14 protein-coding genes are annotated in these 19,156 nt (G+C 57.7%); 4 read left to right on the top strand and 10 right to left on the bottom strand.

Features of this window, described 5'->3' with window-relative positions:
* Positions 1–19 precede the first annotated feature (19 nt).
* The 3 genes from hrpA to HHJ06_RS00130 form a co-directional block, all read right to left on the bottom strand.
* On the bottom strand, positions 20–3,709 hold the full coding sequence (hrpA, locus tag HHJ06_RS00140) for an ATP-dependent RNA helicase HrpA (RefSeq protein WP_215426786.1): 3,690 nt from the start codon (positions 3,707–3,709) through the stop codon (positions 20–22).
* Positions 3,710–3,779: 70 nt separating this feature from the next.
* A complete protein-coding gene (gene ilvN / locus HHJ06_RS00135) occupies positions 3,780–4,262 on the bottom strand; it encodes an acetolactate synthase small subunit (RefSeq protein ID WP_102712969.1) in 483 nt (160 codons plus the stop codon).
* A 123-nt stretch (positions 4,263–4,385) separates the two neighbouring features.
* Positions 4,386–5,849, bottom strand: coding sequence for a trypsin-like peptidase domain-containing protein (locus HHJ06_RS00130; protein ID WP_215426785.1), 1,464 nt, complete (start codon positions 5,847–5,849; stop codon positions 4,386–4,388).
* Between the two features lie 248 nt (positions 5,850–6,097).
* On the opposite strand from HHJ06_RS00130, the gene holA reads away from it, so the two are divergent.
* Positions 6,098–7,204: a DNA polymerase III subunit delta gene (gene holA, locus HHJ06_RS00125; RefSeq protein WP_215426784.1), complete on the top strand. Its 1,107-nt coding sequence runs from the start codon at positions 6,098–6,100 to the stop codon at positions 7,202–7,204.
* Positions 7,204–9,081: a tRNA uridine-5-carboxymethylaminomethyl(34) synthesis enzyme MnmG gene (gene mnmG, locus HHJ06_RS00120; protein ID WP_215426783.1), complete on the top strand. Its 1,878-nt coding sequence runs from the start codon at positions 7,204–7,206 to the stop codon at positions 9,079–9,081. The genes holA and mnmG overlap by 1 nt, the downstream gene beginning before the upstream one ends.
* A gap of 652 nt (positions 9,082–9,733) precedes the next feature.
* On the opposite strand, the gene ribD is transcribed toward mnmG, so the two are convergent.
* Positions 9,734–10,789, bottom strand: coding sequence for a bifunctional diaminohydroxyphosphoribosylaminopyrimidine deaminase/5-amino-6-(5-phosphoribosylamino)uracil reductase RibD (gene ribD, locus HHJ06_RS00115; RefSeq protein ID WP_215426782.1), 1,056 nt, complete (start codon positions 10,787–10,789; stop codon positions 9,734–9,736).
* A gap of 322 nt (positions 10,790–11,111) precedes the next feature.
* Between ribD and HHJ06_RS00110 the strand changes: the two genes are divergently transcribed.
* Positions 11,112–12,029, top strand: a complete 918-nt coding sequence (locus tag HHJ06_RS00110; RefSeq protein ID WP_215426781.1) for a hypothetical protein — start codon at positions 11,112–11,114, stop codon at positions 12,027–12,029.
* A gap of 79 nt (positions 12,030–12,108) precedes the next feature.
* On the opposite strand, the gene HHJ06_RS00105 is transcribed toward HHJ06_RS00110, so the two are convergent.
* Entirely contained in the window at positions 12,109–12,819 is a 711-nt protein-coding gene (locus tag HHJ06_RS00105; protein ID WP_215426780.1) for a LamG domain-containing protein, read from the bottom strand.
* Between the two features lie 476 nt (positions 12,820–13,295).
* Between HHJ06_RS00105 and dnaN the strand changes: the two genes are divergently transcribed.
* Positions 13,296–14,396 (top strand): DNA polymerase III subunit beta, encoded by a 1,101-nt coding sequence (gene dnaN, locus HHJ06_RS00100; RefSeq protein WP_046436403.1) that lies wholly within the window; start codon positions 13,296–13,298, stop codon positions 14,394–14,396.
* 307 nt (positions 14,397–14,703) lie between these two features.
* Here dnaN and HHJ06_RS00095 read toward each other — a convergent pair whose 3' ends face one another.
* The 5 genes from HHJ06_RS00095 to HHJ06_RS00075 form a co-directional block, all read right to left on the bottom strand.
* Positions 14,704–15,144, bottom strand: a complete 441-nt coding sequence (locus HHJ06_RS00095; RefSeq protein ID WP_215426779.1) for a hypothetical protein — start codon at positions 15,142–15,144, stop codon at positions 14,704–14,706.
* Between the two features lie 102 nt (positions 15,145–15,246).
* Positions 15,247–16,305, bottom strand: coding sequence for a hypothetical protein (locus HHJ06_RS00090; RefSeq protein WP_215426778.1), 1,059 nt, complete (start codon positions 16,303–16,305; stop codon positions 15,247–15,249).
* A gap of 687 nt (positions 16,306–16,992) precedes the next feature.
* A complete protein-coding gene (locus tag HHJ06_RS00085; RefSeq protein ID WP_215426777.1) occupies positions 16,993–17,700 on the bottom strand; it encodes a L,D-transpeptidase family protein in 708 nt (235 codons plus the stop codon).
* 30 nt (positions 17,701–17,730) lie between these two features.
* Complete coding sequence (locus tag HHJ06_RS00080; RefSeq protein WP_215426776.1) at positions 17,731–18,219, bottom strand: LysM peptidoglycan-binding domain-containing protein; 489 nt, start codon at positions 18,217–18,219, stop codon at positions 17,731–17,733.
* A gap of 69 nt (positions 18,220–18,288) precedes the next feature.
* Complete coding sequence (locus HHJ06_RS00075) at positions 18,289–19,104, bottom strand: TatD family hydrolase (protein ID WP_215426775.1); 816 nt, start codon at positions 19,102–19,104, stop codon at positions 18,289–18,291.
* Positions 19,105–19,156 lie beyond the last annotated feature (52 nt).

The raw sequence follows: 19,156 nt of genomic DNA, 5'->3' as shown, positions 1-19,156 counted from the left end.
TATTCCGGGACCCCGGTTTTCAGGACAGCTCTTCAAAAGCGCTCATCAGGCGCTTTTCAGAGATGCGCCCCTTGACGGAGATGGCGGGGGCGAAGACGGCCAGACGGTATTCTTCCAGCGAATAGCCGTACTGCGTCCAGCGCGGGTCGCCGTTATGTTCCGGCAGGTTCTGATGCCAGGGAAGGTACACGCGTTCAAAGAGGTCCAGGCGTTCCAGCTCTTTGGCCAGAGGCTGCTGGCCGATGCGCCTGATGCGTTCCGCGATGCCCTGCATGTACCGTTTCAGGTCCGGCAGATGTTCCGCTCCATGCGCCCACAGGAAGCGGGAGCGGAGCAGCCAGTCAAGCTGGCGACGGAGGTCAGCCGTGATGCGTTCCGTATGGCGCACGCCCTGCTGCGCGGCCATAAAGTCCCTGGCGGCATGTTCCGTGGCCGCTACCAATTCCCATACGTCCGCTACGCTGTGCGCGGCGTCAAAAAGGTTCTGGCGCAGGCTCATTTCCGCAGCGGCGAATTGGGCCGCCGTGCGCGGAAGGGGGCGGCCCATGGCAAGCTCCGCGGAGACGTCTACCAGGTCGTCCGGATTGGTGGACGGGTCCCGGCCCAGCATGTGCAGGGAGAGTTTCCCTTCCAGCTTCAGCGGGAATTTTTTGCGGAGGTGGTTGAGCTGGTCCGCCTGGCGCAGGCGCATGAAGCGCAGGCACCCTCCCCGGTGGGATTCCGCCGCGCGCAATTCATCCTCAAAAACGCGGACGCCTACGGACGCGCCTTCATCCACCAGGGCCACGTAGCCCGGCCTGCCCGCCACATCTACCGTGCTTTCCAAATCTCCGCAGGTCCATTCCTTCATGCCCGTAACGGAGACGATGTCCGCCGCCGTTTCCCGGAACCGGCGGGAAAGCTTTTTGCCCAGCCGCCCGTTCAGCTCCGCAACGTCCGTACCCATGGCAAGCTCTTCGCCTTCGTCATCGCACACCCAGATTTTCGTCACCAGCTCCGCAGGGATGCGGTTCATGTCAAAGAAGGAGGGAGCGCAGAATCGCCCGGTTTCCGCTTCCACGAATTCCGCCAGCTTCTGCGCCAGCGGACCGTCCGGCTCCAGGCCATGACGGAGTTCTGCAAAATAGGCGGCCTTCTGGCTGATGGGCTGGAGGAAGACGCGCAAGTCCTTGGGAAGGGTGCGCAGCAGGCACTCCGCCCGCTGGGCCAGATGGCCCGGCACGCCCCATTCCGGCAGCCATTCAGGCACGTCCGGCAACTGGTCAATGTGAACGCCCAGCGTCACGCCGTCATCTTCCGCTCCGGGATCATTCTGGTAATACACGGCATACTCTGCCCCGGCACACATCATTTCATCCGGGAAGCCGTCCAGCAGGTCCCTGCCCCAGAAGTCATACATGGCCTCCTGCGGCGGAACATGCAGGGCGTCCGGATCTTTTTTCTCCACACTGCCGGCCCAGCGCAGAAAGGCCTTGGCCGTGCAGCAGTCCTGCGGAATGAGCCTGTCAAAGAATTCATAAACGCCTTCCTCGCACCAGACCTGGTCCGGGCGGCGCAGCTTCAGTTCTATCTGCCGCACCTCCTCCCGGAGCGTTTCCAGATGGGTGATGCAGCCGGGCCTGGTGCGGAAGCCGCCGCCCAGCAGCCCTTCCCGGATCATGATTTCCCGCGCATGGGCCGGATTGATGCGTCCATAGTGCACGCGCCTGTTGTCAATGATGCGCAGGCCGCCGCACACCACGCGCTCCACGGCGTAAACCGCTCCCTGCTCCTTGTCCCACCTGGCTCCGGAATAATGGGATTCACACAAGTGGGGAGCCACCTGCTCCACCCATTCCGGCTCCAGCCGGGCGGCGCGGCGCATCCACAGGCGCGTGGTGTCCACCAGCTCCACGCCCATCACCCATTCACTGCGCTTTTTGCGGCGGAACAGGCCGGAACCGGGAAAGATGCCGAAGGAACGCCCCCCGGCGCCGCGGTATTCACGGTTGTCCGCATCCCAGAGCCCGAACTGTCTGGGGACGCCAGCCAGGATGCTCCGGTGAATCATGGCAAAGGACGCCTGGCGCTCCGTTTCCGCCTCCAGGGGAGGAATCTTGCATTTCAGGGTTTCCCGGACCAGGCGGGAAAGGTCTTCCCACAGGTTGAACCATTCCATCATGCGGTTGAAGTTAAGGAAGTTTTTCCCGCACCATTTCCGGAGCTGGTTTTTGCGCCAGCGGCGCCCTTCCCTGAATTCCCATGCGGCCTTCCAGAGCTTGAGCAGGGACAGGAAATCGCTGTCTTCATCCTTCCACTGGGCGTGGGCCTGGTCCGCCTTCTGCGCGGCGTCCGCCGGGCGTTCCCGCGGGTCCATAATCCCCAGCCCGGCCACAATCACCAGCATTTCAGGGAGGGCCTGTTCATGCTGCGCTTCCAGCAGCATGCGGCCCAGGCGCGGGTCAATGGGCAGGCGCGCCAGCTTCCGCCCCATGGGCGTGAGCTGCCGGGCCTTGTCCAGGGCGCCGATTTCCCGCAGGGTGCGGTAGCCTTCCGTCACCAGTTTGGAGGAAGGAGGGTCCGGAAGGGGAAATTCCGGCATTTCCGGAAGACCGAGGTCTTTCATCCTGAGAAGAGCCCCGGCCAGGGCGCTGCGCCTGATTTCCGGGTCCGTAAAGTCCGGCCTGTCCTCCCAGTCCTCCTCACTGTACAGGCGGATGCATACGCCCTCGCACACGCGCCCGCAGCGGCCCGCGCGCTGGCGGGCGCTGGCTTTGGAGACGGGTTCTATCTGGAGCCGCTGCACCTGGCGCGCCGGGCTGTACCGGCTGACGCGCGCCACCCCGGAATCAATGACGTAAATGATCCCGGGAATGGTCAGGGATGTTTCCGCCACGTTGGTCGCCAGCACGATGCGGCGGCAGCCCTGTTCCGGATGAAAAATCCTCTGCTGGTCCGCCAGTCCCAGCCTGGTAAAGAGCGGCAGGATACGCGTATTCCTTAAATTCCGGCCTTCCAGCTTTTCCGCCACTTCACGTATTTCACGCTCTCCGGGGAGGAAAACGAGCACGTCCCCGCGGTCGTCCAGGGTATCCAGCCAGTCCACGGCGCGCGCCACATGGGCGGGAAGTTCTTCATCGTCACGCAGAGGCGGCAGGTAATGAAGGTCCACCGGGTAAGTACGGCCCTCCACCTGGATAATGGGCGCGCCGCCGAAGAATTCGGAAAAGCCCCCCGCATCCAGCGTAGCGGAGCTGATGACCAGCCGCAGGTCCTTGCGCCTGTCCAGCAGAAGCCTTAGGTAGCCCAGCAGAAAATCAATGTTGAGGCTTCGTTCATGGGCTTCATCCAGAATCAGGGTATGGTACTGGCGCAGGTCCGGATCATGCTGCGTTTCCGCCAGCAGAATGCCGTCCGTCATGAACTTCAGGCGCGTATCCGGCCCGGCTTTTTCCTCAAAGCGCACCTGGTAGCCCACCAGGCCGCCCAGCTCGCAGTCCAGTTCTTCCGCCACGCGGCGGGAAACGGATGCCGCAGCCAGCCTCCGGGGCTGGGTGCACCCCACCCTGCCCCGCGCCTCCCCGGCAAGCTCCATGGCCATCTTGGGAAGCTGGGTGGTCTTGCCGGACCCGGTCTCACCCACCACCACAATGACCTGATGCTCCCGCATGGCCGCCAGAATGTCATCCCGGCGGCGGGAAATGGGAAGGTCCGGATAAGTAATGTTCATGATGGAGGGGAGAAAAAAACCCTGCAAGAACGTCCTGCAGGGTTTGATGGAAAAGCCGGAAAGGGTTTCTTTACTGCCGGGGTTTGGGAAGGGCGATGCGTCCGCTGCGCGTCAGCATCTGCACATCGTAATCCTCAATGAGGGACAGGAAACGGTCAATCTTGTGTTCGCCGCCCGTCACTTCAATGGTCAGGGCGTCCCGCGTGACATCCACAATGTTCGCGCCCAGAATCTGGCAGAATTCAATGACTTCATGCCGCGTGGCGGAATCTACGCCAATGCGGGTCAGCACCGTCTCCCGGTACACGTTGTCCGTATTGCGGAAATCTACAACTTCCACCGTGTTGACGAGTTTTTCCAGATGTTTGATGATCTGGTCAAGCACGTCTTCCTTTTCACGTACGACGATGGTCATCCGTGAAAAGCGCGGGTCCTGGCTAGGGGCAACGTTCAACGAATGAATATTGTAGCCCCGTCCACTGAACAAACCGGCAATGCGGGCAAGCACGCCAAATTTGTTTTCAACAAGTACGGAGATAGTATGACGAGTCATAATTTTAATTTCTTAAAGGTGATGCATTATAGGCGCTTCCGGCTGCCAGTCAAGCCCGCGGAAGAATGATGCCGGAAAACGCTTTCCCGCGGGAGGCTCCGGAAGACGCGGGACCGGCGGGATTCAGAGTTCCCGCGGAACGATGGCGCTGCTCCTTGTTGCCGTGGGGATGCGGGGCAGCAACGTCTTTTCGGAAACCGGACGGGCATCCACCTTCACGTTGAACTGCTGTCCGTCACGGGAAACGGTGAGCAGGGCCGGCCCTTCCCTCAGGGCCCTGACCAGCGCATCCATGGTGCTGACGCTCTCGTGGTTCACGGCAAAGACCATGTCTCCCGCCTGCAAAATCTGCCCCACGGATTTCTTGGGATTCACCTGGATGACCAGCAGGCCCCGCGCGCCGATGGATTGCTCCTCCGCCGTAAGTTCACGCAGGTGCATGCCCACTCCCTCCATGAAATCCTCCCAGGGAGAGGGGACGTTCTTCAGGATGCTGTCCCCCACCTTCAGGGTGACATTCATTTTTTGTCCCTTGCGCCAGATTTTCAGCCGGAATTTGTCGCCTATGGAAAGATTTTCTATGCGGTCCTTTACATCCTTGTCCGTCTGGATGGGCACTTCATTAAAGCTCAGCATCACGTCTCCCGTTTGAAGACCTGCCTGCTCCGCCGGAGAACCGGGCTTCACGATGTTGACCACGGCGCCTCCGGCTTCATGATAGTCCAGAAAACTGCGGAGGGGCGGCGTATTGCGTACAATGTCCAGCCCCAGATATCCCCTCATGGGGCGTCCATGCCTGCAAATCTGCTCAAAAGTGTGCACCACAAGATTGGAGGGAATGGCGAAGCCGATGCCCGCGTAGTTCTTTTCCACGTTGGGAAGCACCGATTTGTTGATGCCGATGACTTCACCGCGGATGTTGATGAGGGGTCCGCCGGAATTGCCGGGGAAGATGCTGGCATCCGTCTGGATCAGGTCCAGGCCGGAATCCACCAGCTTGCGCTCCCTGGCGCTGATGATGCCGCGGGAAACCGTCGTTCCAAGACCATAGGGGTTGCCGCAGGCCAGAACGATCATGCCGGGAGCAATCTCGTCACTGTTGCCGAACGGAAGAGGGGTAAAGGTCATTGGGTTTTCCACCTGCAGCACGGCGATGTCCAGCTCCGGGTCCACCCCCACCAGCCGCACGGAAACGCTTTTCCCGTTGCTCAGCGTGACGCGCAGAGCATGCTTGTTCTGAATGACATGGTAGGCCGTGATGATGTGCCCTTCTTCAGTGACAATGACGCCGGAACCCAGGCCGTGAACCGCCAGCCTTTTCTCCACCGTGGAATCCCCGTCCTCGGAAGGCTGTGGAACGGTGGCCACCCCAGTAGTGTCTATGCTGACCAGCACGCGCTCCACCAGCCGGGCTACACGGGAATATTCTTCATTGAGCTGGTGCAGGATGGGAACGTCCTCCTCCTTGAGTTCGGACTCCCGCGCCATGGTAAAAACCTCAGACCGGAAGGAAACGTTCTTTTCCGTTACGCGGCTGTTCCATCTCCAATAGGCAACGGCGACCACGGTCATCATAACCGTCATCATGATGACAAGTAACGCCCGTGTCCATATGGTTGATCTCATGGAAATGCCTTGCCGTAGCAACGGTCAAACTGTTTGCGCCTTAATACCGGGGAAATGCCTGAAAACGGGCGTGGAAGACTCCATCCATCTTTTGACATTCCGCTCCTATTGATACTATTTAAGCATAATTTCTTCAAACGAAAAAAGTTTCAAATGACAAATACGTCTTTTAACAAGGCGTGTTTTATGATACCTACGGGTACGGTTTTATGGGCACCAGCACTTTACAACAACCAGCCATTTACCTCGTTTTTGGAACGGATGAAGGAATGGTGCGTGAAAAGGCTTCCGGCATCTTTACCGCCCTGACGGAAGGAACGAATGAATTTTCCCATGAAATACTGGAAGCGGCCTGCGGCGATTCCGACGAAGCGGACCAGGTGACGCGCCAGGTCATGGAAGCCCTGCGCACGCTTCCCTTCTTCCCGGGCCGCAAGGTGGTCTGGATGAAGAACTGCAATTTTCTGGGGGATTCCGTCACGGGGCGCTCCTCCACCACGGAGGCCGCTCTTGATTCCCTCAGGCATTTGCTGGAAGGCGGCCTGGGACCGGACGTCCTGCTGCTTATTTCCGCCTCTGAATTTGACAAGCGCCGTTCCTTTAACAAATTCCTGCTCCAATCCGCCGCCGCGGAGGAACTGAACAAGCCGGACATCACCAAGGCCGGCTGGGAAGGCAGCCTGATGCCCCTGATCAACAAGGAGGCTGGAGCACGGGGTCTGAGCTTTGACTCCGCCGCCCTGGAGTTGTTCATTCACCGCGTCAGCGAATCTTCCCGCCAGATCATCTCCGAAATTGAAAAACTGGACCTCTACCTGGGCGCGGACAGGCGCACCGTGATGCCGGAGGATGTGGAGCGCATGGTTCCGCTGACGCGCACGGGCGTTATTTTTGAAATTTCACGCGCCCTGGAAAATAAAAAGAGTGATGCGGCCATCTCCCTCATTGACTTCCAACTGGAACGCGGTGAAAACGCTATCACGATCATGCGCGCCGCGTTCATCCCAACGCTGAGAAATCTGCTGGCCGCCAGGCTTTTATGTGACGCGTTCAACCTGAAGCCTACCAACTTCAAGGAATTTACGGCCCGCATCTCTTCCCTGCCCTCCTATGCAGCCGCTCTGATTCCTCTGAAAAAAGACGGCTCTCCCAATGCGTACCCGCTTTTCCTGGCGGCGCAGAACGCCTCCAAATTCAAAACCGAACGGTTGAAGCAAACCCTGAAGGAATGCATGAAGGCAGACAAGGCCCTGGTGTCTTCCTCGCTTGATCCGCGCCTGATTCTGCACCGTCTTGCCATCTGTTCCGCATCCTGATGAATTCATCTTCTTCCCAAGCCTCCCCCCTGTTTGACGTTCTTGTCGTCGGCGCCGGGCACGCAGGCATTGAGGCGGCGTTGGCGGCCTCCCGCCTGGGATGTTCCGTCGCCGTCCTGACCCACAATCTGGATACGATTGGACAAATGTCCTGCAACCCGGCTATCGGAGGGCTTGCCAAGGGCCACATTGTCCGGGAAATAGACGCCATGGGAGGAGCCATGGGACTGAACACGGACGCCACCGCCATCCAGTTCCGCATGCTGAACGCCTCCAAGGGCCCCAGCGTGCGCGCCCCCCGCGCCCAGTGCGATAAAACAGCCTACCGCGCACGAATGAAAATGGTTCTGGAAACTGCTCCCGGCGTGCGTTTGTTCCAGGGGGATGTGGTCCGTCTGCTCGTGAACGGAGAACAACAGGTGACGGGGGCCGTCACCTCCCTTGATTACACCATCTGCGCGCGCAGCGTAGTCATCTGCTCCGGGACTTTCATGCAGGGTCTGCTGCATGTGGGGCTTCAGCACGTGACGGGCGGACGCATGGGCTGCGCCCCTTCCAGCCTCTCCAAGAACCTGGCCGCTCTGGGCTTTCAGGTAGAGCGGCTTAAAACAGGAACTTCTCCGCGCGTCAATGGCAGGTCCATAAACTTTTCCGTCTGTGAAGTGCAGCCGGGAGACACCCCGGAAGCCCTGTTCAGCTACCGTTCCCGCGATGTCTTGAAACGTTCTTCCGAGCCCTTCTGCACCCTGAACACCTGGGGAGACGAAGATTTCCGGATGGAGCAGATGCCATGCTGGATTACCTACACCAACCAGGCTACGCATGACATCATCCGGGAGAATTTAAAATTCAGCCCTCTTTACAGCGGCATCATAGAAGGCATAGGGCCCCGTTACTGCCCCTCCATTGAAGATAAAATCGTGCGCTTCGCGGAAAAAACGAGCCACCAGGTATTCCTGGAACCGGAAGGGCGCGGCACGGAGGAATTCTATCTCAACGGCGTTTCCACCTCCCTGCCCTACTCCGCCCAATGCGATTTCATCCACACCATTCCCGGCCTGGAAAACGCCCAGCTCATCCGGCCCGGATATGCGGTGGAATATGACTTCTGCCCGCCCACCCAGCTGCATCCCACGCTGGAAACCAAGCTGGTGGAAAACCTGTACTTTGCGGGACAGATCAACGGCACCTCCGGTTATGAAGAAGCCGCCGCGCAAGGTTTGATGGCGGGAACAAACGCAGCGCTGAAGGTGCTGGACAAACCCTCCCTGGTGCTGCGCCGGGACCAATCCTACATTGGCGTCATGATAGACGACCTGGTCACCAAAGGCACGGACGAACCCTACCGCATGTTCACCAGCCGCGCGGAATTCAGGCTTCTGCTGCGCCAGGACAATGCGGACCTGCGCCTGGCCCCCCTTGCTTTTGAAACCGGTCTTATTACTCGTAAGGAATTCCTGAAAACGGAAGCGCGGCAAAACGCCATTGAAGAGGGAACGGCACAAGCCTCCCTTGTTAAACATGAAGGCGTCCCCCTGTCCACCTGGCTTAAGAGGCCCGGCAATGACTGGACCATGTTGCCTGAAGAACTGAAAAAAATGTTCCACGTGGAACATTTGGATGCCATTGCCACGGATATCCAGTATGAAGGGCACATTGAAAGGCAGAAAAAACAGGCGGAGAAAATCACAAGGATGGAAAGCAGAGCCATCCCTGCCGACATTGATTACGAACAAGTTCATGCCTTAAAAAAGGAGGCCGTCGTCAAGCTGGGAAAGATACGCCCCGGCACCATCGGTCAGGCATCACGCATTCCGGGCATTACTCCAGCAGATATAGCCCTGCTGCTCGTACATCTGCAAAAGCGCGGAAGATAGCATCCCGGATATCCGGCGCTGTTTTCCCGGAACTTTTAAAAACGGCTCCGCAGATGATGGAAAACATCATGCACAATATCAGCCGTTTTACTGCCGCCTGATGCAACCCCGGCTTCCGTTCATTCCCGGTCATTTTTCCTTCAGCATCGCGGCCTGTTTGCCTTGCATACCGGTTCACCGTCACATGAATTCACGCTTGCAGGATGGCCTTTTCTACCATCAGTTTGATCAACATTTTCCCGGCTGCCAATATTTCCTCCACGGCATAGGATTTTCCGTCAAAAAGAGACAGGAACAAAAAAGAGGCGCATACACCGGGGAAAAGACGGCTCTTTGGCAGGAACGTCAGGAATTGAAGCCGTGTTCCCGGCTTCAAACCCGGAAGAAGGGAGGAGCGGAACACAACGATTATTCTTCCAGCAGCTCCGGAACGGCAAATAAAAATATCCGGCAGGATTCATCTGCCTTTTCCTTAAACAGTCTCATCTGCGGCGGAGAGACCTCACGCATTTCCGCATGGTCTGACCGTCATAAGAAAAACGAACCACGGGAGGAAGGAAAAATGGAGGAAACCATCTACGCAGCCGCTTCAGGAATCAGTCCCGCACCCCCGCTGGACATTTCTGACAGCGGGTAAAAATAGCCATGGTCATTACCGGTAGCGCACGTCACCGCGGATGCACACGTCATTCCCGAAGGTTCTCACAACAGGCTGATTGAGATAGGCTTCGCGTTCCAGGAATGCGCCGCCCTCCACTCCGCCGGCGCCGCCTCCCGTGATCATGGGAGCGTAAAATCCCACCCATTCGTCAACCAGGCCTGCTTTCAGGAATTCCTTGACCAGGCATCCTCCGGCTTCCAGCAGGATGATTCCGATTTTCCTGTCACTATAAAGATTTTGTAGCAGTTCCAAATAGTTGGAAACATTCTCCACAATCAGGGTACGGTCACGGAATTCATCCGTCAGGCAAATGGAATCCGCAGGTATGGACGCCGCGTCATGAGTCAGGACAATGCGCCAGGGCTGCTCTTTCAGGGGAGAAATGGGGCGGTCCGGAGTCCTGATCGTCAGGGAAGGATTATCCATGCGCATGGTATTTCCTCCCGTGAGAATGGCATCGCACTCCGCACGGAGGGTATGCACAAAAGCCCTGGATTCTTCATTCGTCAGCCACTGGGAACGTTCCGGACTGCGTGAAATGCGGCCATCCAGGGACATGGCACTTTTTGCGACCACCCACGGACGCCCTTCCAGCATGTTCAGCCGGAACCCCCGGATCAGGCGGTCGCACTCCTTTTCCAGAATTCCCTGCGTGACCTGGATTCCCGCACGTTGAAGAATTTCAGCGGCAGCGCCGCGGTGCCTGGGATTGGGATCCTCCGAACCGTAAACCACCCGTTTGAAATGATGTTCCAGAATGGCTTCCGTACAGGGCGGCGTTTTTCCGGTGGTGCTGCATGGCTCCAGAGTGACGTACAGGGTGGAATCTGCAAACAGTCCGGCGTTTCCTCTGGCTGTTCCATCAGCTATGGCATTCCTTTCCGCATGGGGAAGGCCGGCTTTTTCATGAAACCCGGAACCGATTACCCGGTTCCCATGGACAATGACCGCTCCTACACAGGGGTTCGGCGCTGTCAGCCCGATTCCGTTTGCGGCCAGTTCAACGGCCATGTTCATCCAGCGGGCGTCCTGGTCCTCTGTGTTCATGCGGACCTTGTAACACGAATCCCGGAGGGAGGACAATCACGTTGTGTGATTGAAGAATATTAGATTTAACAATATTAAATTTCTTCTTCTTCTACCATGTGCCTCATGTGAACAACGTTTTTATCCCTTAGCCATGAAGGAATTGCAAGACTCCGCAAATGTGAATAAATTCAGCCCATAGAAATGCGCATAACATCTGAATAACTTATTCACACAGTACCCACACTTAATTAACGCATCCGTTCACACGGTTATTGGCATGCGGAACGGGACAGTGCATTCCGTCTTGCAGAGGCGCCGGAAGAAATCATACCATGCATGCATGAGGGCTGCCAGACTGATTTACACCCCGGCGATGGACCTTACCTTTCCCGCAACGGGCCCTGAAAGGCCTTTCTGCGGCTTTTCCGTGGCGGGGGTGAGCATAGCCGCGTATTGTGCTTCCCGGCTCCGGGAAGAGGGCTTTGAGACGGTTTTGAATCCTGGAGAAGATGTTCCGGAAGGAATCGGGGAAGTAGTGGAAGTGTCCATGCATCATTTCTCCCCGCAGGCTGCCGCGTGGCTTGCCGCCTGCGGGGCAGGGGAAGCGTGGAGTGGAGAAGGGCGCCTGCTGGCGCGGAAGGGGCAGGGAAGCGGGCTGAAACGCGTTTTCACGCGGCAGGAGGCTCCGGTGGAGCGCCTGGTTTATCCCTGGGACCTGCTGGCGTGGCAGGAAAGAGTGATGGAGGGGATGGAAGGAGGGAGTTTTTCCGCGCAGGATGGCATTCACGTTACGGGGGCGCTCCGGGTGGGGAAGGGCACCGTGGTGATGCCGGGCGTGGTGGTGGAGGGGGCCGTCTGGGTGGGGGACGGATGCAGGATAGGGCCCAATTGCCATTTGCGCGGCTGTGTTTCCATCGGGAACGGCTGCGTGGCGGGGCAGGGGGTGGAACTGAAAAATTGCATCATCGGGGATAACACCTTTATTCCGCATCTGAGCTATGCGGGAGATTCCATCATCGGCGCGGATGTCAACTTCGGAGCCGGAACGGTGTGCTCCAATTTCCGGCATGACGGAAGAAAGCACAGGATGATGGCGGGTGGAAGGCTGGAGGATACGGGAAGGGACAAGCTGGGCGCCGTCATCGGGGATCATGTGCGCCTGGGAGCCAATACCGTCGTTCTGCCCGGCAGGGTAGTTCCTCCCGGAACCTGGACCATGCCGGGAGAGGTGTTCGCGGGAGGCATGAACCAGGACTGAATTCCCGGAACGCGAAAAGGCCGCATGCGGAGGAATCCCTCCGTACATGCGGCCTTTTGAGCAAAAGGGGGAAATGGTTTTAACGCCTCCGGCGGCGCATCATCAGGGCGGCCAGGCCAAGCAGGCTAAGGGAAGCCGTAGCCGCTTCCGGCACGGGAAGCACCACGCCGTCATAAAACTTGATGTTGTTGATGTCCATGGTTCCGTTCATGGGGCGCACCTCTCCAAAGGAGGAGCCGAACTGGGAGCCTGTAAGAGCCGGAGAGGACGGATTCCAGCCCGTAATGGTGCCCGCCAGAGCACCGTTGACGTAAACGGAAAGCGTCTGGGAGGAAAGATCGGAGACGATGCTGAAGTTGTTCCACGTATCCTGCTGAAGGTCCGTCCAGGTCACGCCCGTGTTAATGTTGCCGCCGGTTTGGCCTCCGAACCCCTTGTTATAAAAATAAAGCTCTCCGGCTTCATTGAATTCCAGGACCATGCTGTTGGATTCTCCGGAAACCGTTCCATTGGAATACAGGCTGAAAACGTCTTTCCACGCATTGCCGGTGGAACTCAGGTTCTTCAGGTCGAAGCTGACGGTGAAACTGCCTGAAATTCCCGCTATGCCGGAATTGTAGGGCGTGCCTCCGCCGGAGCCGCTGCCGAAAGTGGCATAATCGTTGCCGGTTGTATAAGTGAATGAACCGTTCCAGCCGGGAGCAGTTATTTGCGTTCCTTCCGTGGTCCACTCCCAGGAATAAACGGGAGAAGCCGCGTGGGCGATGCCTGCCGCAGCCAGTAAAGCCAAAATAATGAATGAACGTTTCACAGAAATTCTCTTTGTTGTTTGAAATTACAGGAGCTTGGTGGAAAAGTAGCGGATTTCGAATCCGGATGCTGTTCTTTTTCCTCTGGAAAGCGGCAAATTCATTGAACAATATACACTATCCGGAAGAAATGCCGTTTATGTTTCCTTTCATGCTTTTATTTTTCCGTGATCTTTCTTTTTGTTAACCGGCTTGTTCTTAAAAAAATAATTTGACCCCGGATTCGAAATCCGCGTGGGCCGTCAACCGGAAGTTGTTCGCCGGAGAACGGACTTTTAAGAATACTTAAATAATTTGAAAAACCGTTTCATGCAAGATATGCCCGGAGAAATAGCATATTACTACATATGGTATGCTTTTAAAAAAATACTGCCAAATATTAGGGTTTGACGGAGAAATGGCTTGAATCACAGGAGGCACTTATGAGAGGATGCGAGGCAGATAAAAGCACAGACACATGAAGTTTACCATTTCCAAGCAAGTATTTCTCGACGGTCTGAGACAGGTTGCCAGCGTGGTGTCTTCCAAGACGACGCTGCCCATTCTTTCCAACGTCAAGATTGAAGCTGAAAACGGCCAGGTACGTTTTACGGCTACGGATCTTGACGTATGCATTACCGGCGTAGTTCCCGCGAACGTGCTGCGCGAGGGCACCGTGACTCTTCCCGCCAAAAAACTGGTGAGCATCATCAGCGAACTTCCTGAAGCCGAAGTCCAGGTGGACGTCAACCAGCGCAACCAGGCAACGGTAGAATGCGGCCGCTCCCAATTCAAGCTGAACGGCCTTCCGGCGGATGAATTCCCCGAATTGCCTTCCTTTGAACAGGCGACCGTTTACCAGGTGGACCAGAATTTGCTGCGCGACTGCATCCGCCGCACGGAATACGCCATCTCCACGGACACCACCCGTTACGTGCTGAACGGCATCTCCCTTTCCTTCCGCAACGGCAAGATGACCCTGGTGGCTACGGACGGCCGCCGTCTGGCCCTGGCGGAAACCGCCCTGGAATTCCCGGAAGAACAGCAGCTGGACGCCATCCTGCCCACCAAGGCTGTCGGTGAACTCCGCCGCCTTCTGGATGAAGTGGGAACCGTCACCATCCGGTTCACCCGCAACCAGGCCGCTTTTGAAATCAATGATACGCTTTTAATCAGCAAGCTGATTGACGGCAATTATCCGAACTACCGCCAGGTCATCCCGACGGATTGCAAGGAAAGCATAGAACTTCCCTGCGGTGAACTGCTGGAAACCGTGCGCCGCGTTTCCCTCCTCTCCGTGGACAAGAGCACGAACATCAAGCTGAACTTCCGTGAAAACGAGCTGGAAGTGGCCTCCAGCGCGGAAGGCGTGGGTGAAGCCCATGAATCCATGACGATCACTTATGCGGGAAGGCCGCTCTCCATTTCCTTCAACCCGGATTTCTTCATGGCTCCCCTGAAGACAATGGCCGGGGATACGATCATTACGCTGAATCTCATTGATGAAATGAGCCCGGGCGTGCTGAAGATTGGCGATGAGTTCCTGTACGTGCTCATGCCGATGAGATCTCCCAACTGATTTTGACTGGTACAAAATCGTTCATACAAGGAACAGGCGCCGTGGAAGCATGGCGCCTGTTTTTTATGGGTTGACCGTGAAGGAACAGGCAAGGTTATTCACATTAATGTTCTACGTGGAACATTTTTCATTTTCCACCGTCCGGACGCGGGCGGAAAGAAGAATTTCCCTGTTTAAAATACCATGCACGGGCCCGGGGGGGGGCAGGGAAGAAACGGTGTGAGAATCCTTCCGGCGCCGGAAGGCATGGGTGGGAATCCGGAAGGGCAGGGCGGAAAGCCGGATAGCCCGGCTCTCCGCATGCCTGTTATTCGCTCAACAGTCCGGGAGCGGAAAATAAATCCGGAGCCACGTGGAAAGGATAGGAACCGGAGGCGTGGAGAATGGCTTCCCGGACGGGAGGCAGGGAACTGAAGCAGGCGGATTCCACATTCAGGATGCGGCTGTCTTTCAGTTCAATCATCAGTCCCGGTTCCGCTTCATGATCCGGCGTACATCCTATGCGTTCAATAAGTTCCCACGGAATTTCCCTGCGTGAAATGCTGTTGCCCCACGCCAGGGAGGCGGAAGTAACGGTCAGGAAGTAGGGCCTGCCCAGGAGAACGGGAAGCCACAGGAACAACAGGAGAGCGCCGAGGAGAAAGCTCCACCAGCCGGATCCGAAGAAGGCCCAGGCCAGGCCGCACCCCAGGGTGCCGAGGAGTCTTCCTCCCAGCCGGTAACTGCGGTAGGAATAGTAAGTGTTCATGAGTTGCGAAGCCAATGAAGCGTCAGACGCGGACGGGGGATGAAAACCCCCAGCCGTATTCTATACGGTACTCTCTGATTCCTGCGAAGACAAGAGGATAAGTCAGGAAATCCAGTCCAGCATTTCACGCGGCACGGAGCCCCGGGAGCGGATCAGGGAGAGGAAGGCTTCCTCTATTTCCGGCGGCGGCGGAAAGATGCCCGGCCTGGCGCGGCCTGCCGCAAGTTCCACGGCTCCCCGGTTGTGGAGAGCCAGGGGAGGGTCTATGTAACACATTCGCGTGGGGTCCGGCAGAATGAAGTTGAGGGGGCGCCCTCCGTTCAGCAGGCGCTCCTTCGGAATCTCCGGGCCCCATTCGTCCTCCACGCCCATATTGGCCAGCAGAACGCCGGAGGAGCGGGTCACGGCCGGGTCAATCACCCCTGACAGGGCATGGCGCCTGCCTGTGGCCGTGACGGCGCAGAATGCCTGTTTAACTGCGTTGCTGAGCGCTTTTCCATCCGCTGCATGGATGAAGGAGGCGGAAGGAGCGGGAAGAGGCTTTTCCTCCACATCCGCCACGGTGACGTTCAAGCCCCGGCTGAGGGCGTGCAGAACGATTCCCCGGCCCACTTTTCCGCAGCCGATGACGACGAGCGTGCGTCCCGGGCCGCTTTCCGCCCCCAGCGCCTCCAGGGCGCGGAAAAAGCTTTCCCCGGTTCCCAGGCAGGTTTCTATCTGCTTGATCCTTCCGGCATCCACCATCCACACGGGCTGCGGGCAGCCCGCATAGCGCTGTGCTCCTGACCGGGTCAGCTCCACATACCCGTAGCGGCTGAGGACATGGCTGAGCGCCCCGGCGCAGTCCATGACCACGTCATAGGGGCCTTCCGTCCGTTCCGCCTCCGCCACGGGTATTCCGTACCGGCCCAGCAGCGCGACCGTTTCCGGATCATGGGGCATCACGGGAGAGACGGCTGCCGTCAAGTCCGCTCCCGCCGCCAGCAGGGCGGCGTATTTGGCGCAGGTATTCCGGAACACGGGGGAGGCGTCAATGATGCGGCATCCCTCCAACGGGCGGCTTTCCGACCACGTTTCATACTGGTTCAGGAGCACGGGAAATTCCTTCCGCCGATAGAAGGGGGACAAATCTTCCAGAATGCGAGCCGGGTCCACAGGCATGGCGGTATTGTAGGGTCTCCGCCGGAAGGGGACAATCTTTCTCTGCCCATGGAGAGAAAGTATCCATGCAGCTTGCAAAACAGGGGCATGATGGTAATTTGATTCAGCGTTATTTCTTATTGCGCCTGCTGCGGGTCACGGCCCTTGACGTGTCGAACAGCCAGCAGTGTTGCAGAGTGTCCTGATTAAACAAATGGCAAGGTATGGAGGAAATGGACCATCAACAGAAAAAGGCACACCGGAAAGGTGGAAAAGAATAGTGACGGTTGATCTTTTTTCCCAAGGGAACAAAGGAGAGAGGAGCTGTCCATCGTGAGCTATATGATTTTCATCATGCTGATTGTGCCGATGGCATATTACATTCTTCCCAAGGAGATAGGGGGCAATAAAGAAACGCTGCTGGCAATATCGCTCGGAATATTGATATGGATGGCATCATTCTTCAATGTTTTTACTATATATAAAAAGTCAAAATTTTTATTCACTCTTCTGTATTTATTTCCTATTTGCGGAGTGGTCATTTCATGGATGCTCCGTTAAATTTACATGGAATGTTGCGTCCTGGCTGATACATCAGCCAGCAGGTAATTTTTTGAGAAAAAGCCGTCTCACGGAGATCAGGCTATAAAAAATCCCGCATCCGTCAGGATGCAGGATTTTATTGAATGGAGTATTGCGGCGCATGGCCTAGGATTGCACCGGAGGGGCTTTCTGCACTTCCGGCACGGGCAGGGGAGTCCGCTGGATGGTCACGGGCGTTCCCACGCTGGTTTGCTTGTAGAGAATTTCCGCGACGTTCCGCGGCAGGCGGACGCAGCCGTGGGAGATGGGATGGCGCCGCACTTTCCCTACGTGCAGGCCCAGGCCCGCGTTGGTGAGCCGCTGCCAGTAGGGCATGGGGGAACCGTCAAAGCGGCCGCCCTCCGGAACGGGGTCCGTGGATTCGGCGTTGTAGTTGATGCATTTGCCTTCGGCATCATACATCTTGCCGTAAAGGTTGGAGGCGTGGTCTTCCTTTTTGGAGATGACCGTGTAGTCCCCTGTCTTGGTCGGGTAAGCCTTGACGCCGGAGGAGAGGGGAAAGTCCATGGCGACCAGGCCGTCCACCAGGTACTGGCCCCGCTGCTCGTCCAGGCAGACGAAGATTTTGCGGGATTTCTTCGGCTTGCGGTTCAGCAGGGCGTCATCCTTGTACACGTCATACGTTTTCCGGTAGTCCTTGCGGGCTACAAAGTGGGCATACGTGGAGGGATGGAACGGGTTTTTATACTCCGGGACGGATTTGTCCACGGCACGCGGGTCCGGCAGGGCCGGATGGCCCTTGCCGGAGTGGGAGCAGGACGTCCACCCCATGAGGACCACGGGGAGGACGGCCAGAAGAAAGAGATGCTTCATAAGCGGTGAAACCGGAGCGGATACCCCGAGTTACTTGGAACGCGGAATCGTCAGTTTCTGGTTGATGTGAATCATGTCGGACTTGAGGCCGTTGGCCCTCTTGAGGGCTTTGACGGAGGTGCCGTTCCTGCGGGCGATGGCTCCCAGCGTGTCCCCCTTCTTCACGGTGTAGGTGCGCGCCTTGGGAGCGGGCTTGCGTGAGGTGCTCTTCTTGGCAGACGCATTGCGGGAGGACTTGCTGCTGGCCGTAGTTTTCCGCGTGGAGGATTTCTTGCTGACGGAAGGCTTGGCGGGCGGATTGTAAGCGTAGCTGGAAGAGCTGGAGGAGCTCTTCACCGGGCTGTAATGGCCGGATTCATAAGCGGGATCAGAGCTTTCCGCAATCCACGGCGGGATTTCACCGCTGGCCGGTTCCGCAGTGTCATAGCCGGCCGTGGAGGAATTCTGGGTGGAGCAGGAAGAGAAGGGCAGCACCAGCGCGGCAGCGCAGGCGCAGGTAAAAATGAATGGCGCTTTCATGTGTGCCCTGTTCATACTAATTTATGATTTCGGATTCAAGGCGCTAGCGCGGATTGCCGGGATTTTTTTTCAGCCCTTGTCCAGATTATAAAAGGTTTCCGCATTTCGCGTCGTTACGCGCGCCAGTTCCTCCAGTTCCATGCCTCTGGAAGCGGCGATGAAACGGGCCGTATGGATGAGATGGGCGGGTTCATTCATGCGGCCCCGGAGGGGTTCCGGACTGAGGTAGGGGGAGTCCGTTTCCAGCATGATACGGTCTTCCGGGCACCAGCGCGCGGTCTCCGCCACCACGGGGGCGTTTTTAAAGGTGGCCACCCCGGTGAAGGAGACCATGCCGTCCAGTTCGTCAAAGATTCGCGCGGCCTGGGCCGTGTTTCCTATGAAGCAGTGGAACACGGGGCGCACGCGGCCCGCGTGGTTCCGGGCAATCGCCAGGGCGTCTTCAAAGCTTCCGGAGCCTTTCCGGTCCCGCGTGTGCAGCACGATGTTGAGGCCCAGGCGCGCCGCGAGGTCAAAGTGCTGTTCCAGCAGGTCCTGTTGAAGGCGGTGGAATTGTTCCGTATCCCACCCCTCCGGCGCTCCGTGGAAGTAGTCCAGCCCTGTCTCCCCGATGGCGGCCGGGGGGGCGCCCTGCGCCTTCCGGATGAGCTCGTCCGCCCAGCCTTCCGGCGCGTCATGGGCGTCGTCCGGATGGATGCCCAGCGCGCAAAAGACCACGCCCGGGAACTGGCGCGCCCACGCTGCGTTCGCCTCCCAGTCATCCGGGCGGGCTCCCAGCGTAATCATGCGGTCAATGCCTTCCCGGAGGGCATGCTCCACATAGGCTTCCCGGCGGGACTGGTCGAATTGCGCGGAAGCCAGATGGCAGTGCGTGTCAATAATCATGGCGTAAGAAACCCTGGCAGGGCGGGGAAAGTTTGTGGATATTTCCCGGTTT

The sequence above is a fragment of the Akkermansia muciniphila genome (assembly GCF_018709685.1).
Classification (GTDB): domain Bacteria; phylum Verrucomicrobiota; class Verrucomicrobiia; order Verrucomicrobiales; family Akkermansiaceae; genus Akkermansia; species Akkermansia muciniphila_E.
The sequence above is the reverse complement of the archived record's forward strand: the minus strand, read 5'-3'. Positions and strand labels throughout refer to the sequence as shown.